The following is an 8,695-nucleotide window of genomic DNA, read 5'->3' on the forward strand; positions in this document are numbered from 1 at the left end:
CTTACCTTTTGAATATATTAAAGGATTTCAAAAGCAAGAATTTAAATCATCTCCCTTGAAATGGGTAACTAGGAATGTGAAGCAGATTATAATTCTTATTTTACTTTTTATATCAATACTTGGATTTGAAAAAATTGGTGAAAATCTGAATTATAAATTGCGGGAATTTTATTTATCTAATAATACTATTAAAACAGTTGGAAGTATAAAAGGAATAAAGCGAATAGAGATTGTTAGAATCGGTCGTCAGGAATTTTATACAGTTAATTTTATCGTGGAAAAGGAACTAAAAACATATGGATTGATTACAAAATATGCGAAAAAGGATAATCAGCATTTTGACAATTATATTAATCCAAAGTTTACTAATGGAACAATGATAATTAATAGACTTAAAGGAGCCGAAGTTGAAGTTTTATATTCAAAAAGATTTCCTTCATTTTTTAGAATTATAGAATGAAAAACGCGGCACAACACGGGGTGTACAAAATGCTGGTTCCTAGCGGATTAGGTCACTTTCTATTTCAATCCAGCTTCACGTGTCTGGATGACGACAACGTTCCAAAATCCAGCACTTTTTACACCCCCCACCGTTACCAGCCATTATAAAAAAACGCGCTAACATGAAATTGACACTGATAATAATATTGATAATTTACTCATTTTTGACTTTTGGGCAATTGAATTCTGTAAATCTATATAAATCTTATACCAAGGCTGAATTGATTGATAATATTAAAAATGGGAATGAATATTATAAATCAAATTTTGATTTGTTTTTTAAAGGCACAAAAAGGAGATTAGAATTTAACTCAAATGATACTTTATTTGAAAACAAAAACTTTAAACGTTTAACGGTTTACACAAAAAATGGCGGACTTGAATATGATTCGTTAATTATTAATAATGAGTTGTTTATAACGCAAAGGCTGAATAAGATTGATTCAATGGAAATTGTTCAACAATTTAGAAATAACAATTTATACAAAGTTGATACTTTTATTTTCAACAAATATCATGACTTACTTGAATATAGGACAGAATCATTACGGACAAATTATAAATATAATGAAAAGGGTTTGCTGGTTTTAAAGACCGAGATAACTCCATCAAGTCGGATTGAAAAAAATATTCAGTACTTTTCAGATTCAATTATTATAATACAGACTAAAGTAAACAAGTATAGTTTAGAGACCTATGAATGGTTTTACTATTTTAATAAAAACACACAGATTGAAAGAGATTCTACATATACTTTAAAGCAATCATATAGCCCTCCAAATTTTGATACTTTTCATCGTTCAGACACATCTGTATTAACAACAATATATGGATATGATGGAAATCAAAGTCATATCAGTACAAAGATGGAGAAAACCAAACATGAGATTATTTATAAAAAGAAAAAACCTTGTAGAGAGATTACAAATTCTAACGGAAAGCTTTTTGAGACAATTGAATATGAGTATCTTAGTGAAAATTTATTGAAGAAAAAATATTATCGAGACACAGACACTGTCCCACATGAAGTTAAGATTATTAAATATAAAGATAAGCAGATTGTAAATTATTTATCAATCAATAATACATTCCAATTTGAACAAAGAAACATAATAAATCTGGATTTAAGGGGAAGAATTTTGACCACTTGCAAGATAGTTTCTGGAGATACTGAATTTAATAGTACCGATTGTAAATTAATAGAATATACTGATTATTAACAAAATAACGGCTGGTAACACGGGGTGTACAAAATGCTGGTTTCTAGCGGATTAGGCTGCTTTTCGTTTCAATCCGGCTTTACACTTTTGGACGATGACGATGTTTCAAAATCCAGCACTTTATACACCCCCCACCGTTAGCATATATTTGTATGAAGAAAACGACACTACTTTTGATATTATTGACTTTTATTTTGAAAGTTAATGCTCAATTTGATTTTAAAAACGAAGAGAAATATATTTCAAAATACGAGCATTTTCACCCTGAAATAATTAAACTTGTTGATAAAGGGGAATTTCAATTCGAATTAAGAATCTGGATAAATTCAATGTATAAATCTCCAGATTTATTGAGAATCACATTACAAAATGATACTTTATGGATAGCTGAGAAAGTGACTTCACAGTTAGTTGACTTATTTGAAAATGAAAATTACAAAGTAAATTACTCGAAAGTTAATTTACCTAAAGACTGGATAGAAGTTTGGGATAATTTAGTAAGGCTTCAAATTTTGGAATTGCCAGATATGGAAGATATTCAGATGAACTGGAAAGGAGAAATGTATGTTTCTGGAAAAGACACGACCTATGCAATAAAGATAATTAGTGACGATGTTGAATATTATTTTGAATTATTTTCAGGTGAAAAAAAGAGACATTTTAGTTATGACTGTCCAAACAGTTATAGAGAATTTTATCAGAATGTAAAAGAACTTCGATTGATAGTGAAAATACTTGAAATAATCTTTAAAGAATTGGATTATGATTATAAAGTATGCTAAAACAAACAAATGCTAACAAGGGTTTAATAAAATGCAGGCTATCAGCGGATTAAAAAACTTTACCGTTTCAATCCAGCTTACTCATCGTGGGACGATGACGATGTTCCAATCGCCTGCACTTTATCAACCCCCAGCCGTTAGCCACAATTTTAACTAAAAAACCAGAATTCAATGAAAATCTTTAATCCTGAACCAAAATTAAAAAATAAAATTCTAGATGATAACGATAAAATAAATTATCATTTAAGTTTTGTTGAGAATAAATCTGTATTGGGAATTGACATATATAAATATAGTGAATATCCTGAGTGTGCTCAAGTATATATACCTGTATTATTTAATTCAATTTACAGTCTAACCGTTAATTTATGCATAAAAGGAGAATTATTTTTCTTTAATTCTTATGCTAAGACAGAAGCAGAATTTAAGCAAAACTTTATAAGTACAGGTGATGGGGGATTTCAAATATTTGACAACCCAATACAATCAATAATTTTTGCTGCAAATTTTGAATTAAACGTAAGGAGATTTAATTCAGGTAGCTACATATCAAAATTAAATAAAATCTCTATAATATAATTAATAGAATAGAATTAAGATATTGTATTACATTTGATAAAATCTATTCTTATGACCACAATTTCTTTGGTACTGGGATTATAAATAATGCAAGGATACTAGCAAAAGACTCACTTAATAGGTTGCTAATAGATGAAAATACTTTAAGGTGGTTTGATATACAAATTAATACAATTGAAAATTTAATGGAAATAAGTCAAAGTGACTTTTTGAAATTATCAATATTTAAAGACTTTAATAAGGAACAAAAAACTATAATGTTTAGCGATGAAAAAGTTAATAAATCCATAAAATCGCTTGATATATTAAAAATTGGTTCAATAAAATCAAAAAACACAAGTCTTGACATATATAATCTTAAAATTCAATTAAAAGTAAATTACGATTCCTCTAAAAAATTTGAAAAAGAGTATAGAACTTTTGCATACACAATTGGCAATCTTAACACCCAAGGTATCCAATAGTTTTAAAAATTTATTATAGAGAACTCTTGAATAATGATTTGGCATAATTACCGATTATTTTGGGAAAGTTAGGTTATCAATAATTTACGAATTTCTTTTGACAAAGAATAAAAGTTTTAAAGTAACTTTAACAAACAAAGGATTTAATATTTGTGTTGACAATGATAACTCTGAAAGGTCCAGCACATTCGATTAGATATAGTCAGGTTTTTAAGTGAATATATTTTAAGCAAGTATCTCATTTTATTTAATTTTACTCAAATCAATACTATTTTAAAACTAATTATTAAAAACCCATTGACAAATTGTTGCTCTCTTTAAAAAAACTTGTAGTGACAATACGAACTTCGGTAAACCACATTTTATAATCTCTCAAATTTTTAATATTATGACTAAAAAGGAAATAATTGACATCTTGAATGAATTGAAAATCATAGTCAATGAATATAATGCTATAAAGTTTGAAAGTACAGACAAGCAAAAAGAGTTACATACGAAAATATCTGAACTGTATGGTAGAGTACAAGAATATTATGTAGATGCAACTGGAATTAAAAATATTGAAGTTCCAGTTGCAGGGAGTAAACTAAAATCAAAATACAACAACTATTTCGAAGCAGGGTATTTATCAGGCAGGACTTTTCATTCAAATCAAGGATATACTGAATTGATAAGTGTAATTGGTATAATTAAAAGTAAAAAAAACATCTCAAATAAAAAGATTAGAAATAGTGCTTTTACAAGAAATGAAATTATTGGAATTGTAACAATTCTGTTAGTTATTGTTGGTGGTTCGTTCCTTTTTGGAAAATATATAGGTGAAAATCGTTTTGACCAAAAAAAAATTGACCTAACTGATGAAAACAAGATTCTTAAACAGGATAATGAGTCTTTGATGAAATCGCTAAATAATGCAATGGACTCAATTGTAACACTAAATAAGGAACGAATATACTTGCTGTCTCAGGCACCTGATTTAGAACTAGTTCAAAAAATTAGCATTTCGTATCTCACACCAAAATCTATATTCAACGGCCAAGTTTTTATCACAGCTGATAGTTATAGAAAAAAACTAGAATTTAAAGGTATTTTAGGACTAGACAAAGATATCAAAGGGGATTTTAAAAATAATACTATCGTAATAGAAAAAGGCGACAGATTCTTTATTAAACTTGAAAATAATGATATCTGGATAATAAATGTTCTAAATTTGATATCAGGTGTTGATATTGAATTACTAAAAAAATAAAAAACTGTGGCTAACAAGGGTTTAATAAAATGCAGGCTATCAGCGGATTAGGAAACTTTACCGTTTCAATCCAGCTTTCTCATCGTGGGACGATGACGATGTTCCAACCGCCTGCACTTTATCAACCCCCAGCCGTTAGCAACCATTTTGAAAAAAAAATACATTTTTAATTTATCTGGAAAATGAAAAAACTTGTTTACATTTTATTTTGCGCTTTATTCTTTAGCTGTTCTGTGAGTGACAAAAAGAATTCTGACATTAAACTTTTTTTGAATGTATCTTATGATAATACTGAGATTTTCACAATTATTGATCAGGCAAATCAACTTATTAGAAAAAAACATCTTGATTCTATTGCAAATTCTTCTTCTGGAATAGAATTATTGGATGTTCTGAATAAAAAACAGGCAGAAGAATTCTCTTCTCAAAGTAAATCCATAGAAGATTATCCATTATATCAAGTTTTTAATCCTTTCACCTCATTAAACAAAAATGGGAATATTTTTATTGACTCTTCAGCCTTGGTTGGTTTTACTGATGACACAACAAAGTTTTTAGACCTTGTAAATAAAGTGAAGGAATTATTCCCAAAAGATATGTATTGGCAATTTGAAGAAGAATCAATAATCGGTTATAAAGGAGTATATGCATTGAAGGCTAATAAGGAGTTGATACTATCAAAAAAAGATATAGATTCTGTGATTGTAAGTTCAAAAGGACTAAATGAGGTTGGTGGAATTGTTGGGAAATATGCAGAAGCAAAAGGAATGACATCTTATAACACAAGCATTAAGTTGAATAATGAAGTGTTTGAAGAACTTGAAAATGGGACTTATAGATTTTGTATTCTAATTAACTCAAAAAGCTATTTTGGTTCAGTAATTAAAAATATAAACCGACAAAATAAACTTATTGAAATTGGAGTATTAAAAAAGGAAGAAGTTGAGATTCTCAGAAAAGAATTTAATTTCAAATCACGAAATTAAAAACGGTTGCTAACACGGGGTGTACAAAATGCTGGTTTCTAGCGGATTAAGTTACTTTTTGGTTCCAATCTAACATCACACTTTTGGACGAAGACGATGTTTCAAAAACCAGCACTTTTTACACCCCCCACCGTTGGCAGTAATTATTGAAAAACAAAAAAAGACAATAAGTTTATTATAGCAAAACTGATAACTGATTTGTATCTAATAGAACATTTGCTGATTATAAAGTTATGATTTGGGCGATAGTTGAAAATGAAAAAATTGAAGCAAAACCGAGTACACAAGGTATATGTCCAATTTGTAAAGGAAAATTATTTTCAAAATGCGGTGATGTTAATGTATGGCATTGGTCTCATTTTAAGGATGAGAATTGTGACACATGGTACGAACCTGAAACATTATGGCATAAACATTGGAAAATGACATTCGGGAAGGATAATGCTGAAATCAGAATAGAAAAAGATGAGAGATTTCATATTGCTGACATCCTAACTAATGAAAATGTAGTAATTGAATTACAAAACTCCCCAATATTAAAGCCATTAATTCGAGAAAGGGAAGATTTCTATGGTGAGCGGATGATTTGGCTAATAAACGGATTTCACTTTAAAAATAATTTTAAAATTAGGGAGCCAAAAGATAAATCTTACAAAGGTTGGTTGATAGATAGTATTCGATTACAAAACAACAACCAAAGAGTGTTTCAGTGGAGTTATGCAAGAAAAAGTTGGAAAGAGGTTCAAAGAAATTTATTTATTGATTTTGGAGACGAATTTCTTTTTTGGATAAAAGAAGGTATGGGCACATCTTCGGGTTTAGGGACTTTGGTAATAAAAGAAGATTTCATCATAAAGTATGGAGGAAATTTTGAATACTATTCTAAGAATACAGGATATGATCATAGATTAAATAATAAATAACTACTGCCAACACGGGGTGTACAAAATGCTGGTTTCTAGCGGATTAAGTTACTTCTTTATTTCAATCTAGCTTTACACTTTTGGACGAAGACGATGTTTCAAAAACCAGCACTTTATACACCCCCCACCGTTGTGGGTAATTTTAAAAAAAAACTTCTAATTATGAAACTATTAGACAAAAACGAACTAAAATCTAATCTTGGTAAAGAAAATTTTTGGATGCCGAAAAGATTAGTTGGCAAACTTTCATACATATCAGGAATTGAACCATTTGACAAATTACTAGGCGGAAAACTATTTACAGAAGTTATTGCAGTAATTAATTTAAGTTATCGTACACTTGGATTGCAAATTGAAATGATGAAGAATTTCAAAACTTACAATACTGGAATCACAGAGGGAAAAATTATTAGCATACACTTAGAAGATAAAGAACAGCTTTATGAAATGAAAGATAAATCAGTTATAGGAAGAGCTGTAATTGGAGGCTTAATCTTAGGACCTGTAGGTGCTATAATTGGAGGGATGACTGGTATTGGGAAGAAAGAAGTTAAATCGAATATGCCAGAAATGATTTTAAGCATTAGTTATGAAAGTGATGACAAAGAAAAAAATATAATTCTTTTCTCTTGTAAACACAAAGATAGAGAATCAGTTGAAATGTTTTTCAAGGAAAATTATTCTTCAAAATTTCAAACTACAAAACAAGCAAATTGATTTAAGTAAAAAATGACTTAAAGACTATTAGTTACTATATTAATCCCTTAGATGAAATTTATTTATCTAGACCAATTTGCAACAAGTAATCTATTTGACTCAAATGAGGATTCAATTTGGCAAGACATTAAATATAATTTAAAAAAAGGTTTTGAAAAAGGAAAAATTGCTTGCCCTTTATCATTAGAACACTTAATTGAATCATCAAAAAAAGAATCAATTAAAGCAATTTCCCTTCACAAGGAGTTTCTAAAATTATCTCAAAACCTAATTTTTAAACCCGAACTATTTATAACCTCTCAACTTTTAATATCTCTAGTAAGAGGAAATAATGTAACTCGAAATACGTATTTAGAAAAATTTAATGACAATTCCTTTTTCACTGTAGAACAAGACATTAAGTTACTTCTAAACAAAAATGAAACCTTTATTAACATAATAAATGAATCTACAGAATTATTAAATAACATTCGAAATTCTTGTCGCTCAAATAATTCAAAACAAGAAACCAAAAATTTGCTTGTAAAAAAATTAAAAGAACTTAATGCAGAAAAAATTTGCACTCGTTTATATGAATTAATACAAAATAAAAAAATCTTTATTAGTAGCATAAAAACAAAATCTGGAAACATCCCAAGCTGGATAGATTTAATTATACACCAGCTATTATATTCACATAGAATGAACGAAAAAGAAACAAAAAAACTTATCATAGAGATTAATAAAAATGGATTTAACAATATACCTACGTTAGATATTCGTTTTTCACTTCTTGCAATAATTTGTGTTTTCAATAAAAATGAAAACTCGAACGACCATATTGATATAATGAGAATTTCAACTGGTTTGCCAATTTCTGATATTTTTTTAACTGATTTTCAGAGGAAAAATGAATTAGAAATTTCAGGTTTAGCAAAAAAATATAATACCAAGATTTTTTCAGGTAAAAAAAATGATTTAGTTCAATTGAATGATTTATTAAGTAGAATTTGTGAATAAAAACTACCCACAACAAGGGGTGTAACCAATTTGGGCTGAATGAGTTAGGCAAGCGGGTTGGCTCGCAGGGAGCTTCTTAACGTGGGATAAATCCCAAGCCCCGCTCCCCCAAACTGGTCACACCCCCAGCCGTTGGGTGCAATATTTTGACGAAACTACAGAATAGCATACTTATCTTTCTGACAATTAGCCTAGTTAGTTGTAAATTCAATCAAGACAGAAAAGTTAAATATATTGGTTCTGAAATAGGTCAAAAAATTGATAATAAATGATTT

The 8,695-nt window shown here is 28.8% G+C and carries 11 protein-coding genes; all 11 read left to right on the top strand.

Annotation, left to right across the window (positions count from 1 at the left end):
* Nucleotides 1-55 precede the first annotated feature (55 nt).
* Nucleotides 56-460, top strand: a complete 405-nt coding sequence (locus tag HPY60_10725; GenBank protein NPV51650.1) for a hypothetical protein — start codon at nt 56-58, stop codon at nt 458-460.
* A gap of 262 nt (nt 461-722) precedes the next feature.
* A complete protein-coding gene (locus HPY60_10730; protein ID NPV51651.1) occupies nt 723-1,721 on the top strand; it encodes a hypothetical protein in 999 nt (332 codons plus the stop codon).
* Nucleotides 1,722-1,873: 152 nt separating this feature from the next.
* Nucleotides 1,874-2,503 (top strand): hypothetical protein, encoded by a 630-nt coding sequence (locus HPY60_10735; GenBank protein NPV51652.1) that lies wholly within the window; start codon nt 1,874-1,876, stop codon nt 2,501-2,503.
* Nucleotides 2,504-2,674: 171 nt separating this feature from the next.
* Nucleotides 2,675-3,082: a hypothetical protein gene (locus HPY60_10740; protein NPV51653.1), complete on the top strand. Its 408-nt coding sequence runs from the start codon at nt 2,675-2,677 to the stop codon at nt 3,080-3,082.
* Between the two features lie 122 nt (nt 3,083-3,204).
* Nucleotides 3,205-3,546: a hypothetical protein gene (locus HPY60_10745; GenBank protein NPV51654.1), complete on the top strand. Its 342-nt coding sequence runs from the start codon at nt 3,205-3,207 to the stop codon at nt 3,544-3,546.
* A gap of 388 nt (nt 3,547-3,934) precedes the next feature.
* Entirely contained in the window at nt 3,935-4,795 is an 861-nt protein-coding gene (locus HPY60_10750) for a hypothetical protein (protein NPV51655.1), read from the top strand.
* A gap of 29 nt (nt 4,796-4,824) precedes the next feature.
* Nucleotides 4,825-4,965 carry a hypothetical protein gene (locus HPY60_10755; protein NPV51656.1) on the top strand — a complete coding sequence of 47 codons (141 nt, stop codon included), beginning with the start codon at nt 4,825-4,827 and terminating at the stop codon, nt 4,963-4,965.
* 12 nt (nt 4,966-4,977) lie between these two features.
* Entirely contained in the window at nt 4,978-5,781 is an 804-nt protein-coding gene (locus HPY60_10760; GenBank protein NPV51657.1) for a hypothetical protein, read from the top strand.
* Between the two features lie 233 nt (nt 5,782-6,014).
* Nucleotides 6,015-6,704 (top strand): hypothetical protein, encoded by a 690-nt coding sequence (locus HPY60_10765; protein ID NPV51658.1) that lies wholly within the window; start codon nt 6,015-6,017, stop codon nt 6,702-6,704.
* Between the two features lie 162 nt (nt 6,705-6,866).
* A complete protein-coding gene (locus HPY60_10770) occupies nt 6,867-7,421 on the top strand; it encodes a hypothetical protein (GenBank protein NPV51659.1) in 555 nt (184 codons plus the stop codon).
* Between the two features lie 51 nt (nt 7,422-7,472).
* Nucleotides 7,473-8,420 (top strand): hypothetical protein, encoded by a 948-nt coding sequence (locus HPY60_10775; protein NPV51660.1) that lies wholly within the window; start codon nt 7,473-7,475, stop codon nt 8,418-8,420.
* The last annotated feature ends 275 nt before the right edge of the window (nt 8,421-8,695 follow it).

It is taken from the genome of Methanofastidiosum sp., assembly GCA_013178285.1.
Lineage (GTDB): Archaea > Methanobacteriota_B > Thermococci > Methanofastidiosales > Methanofastidiosaceae > Methanofastidiosum.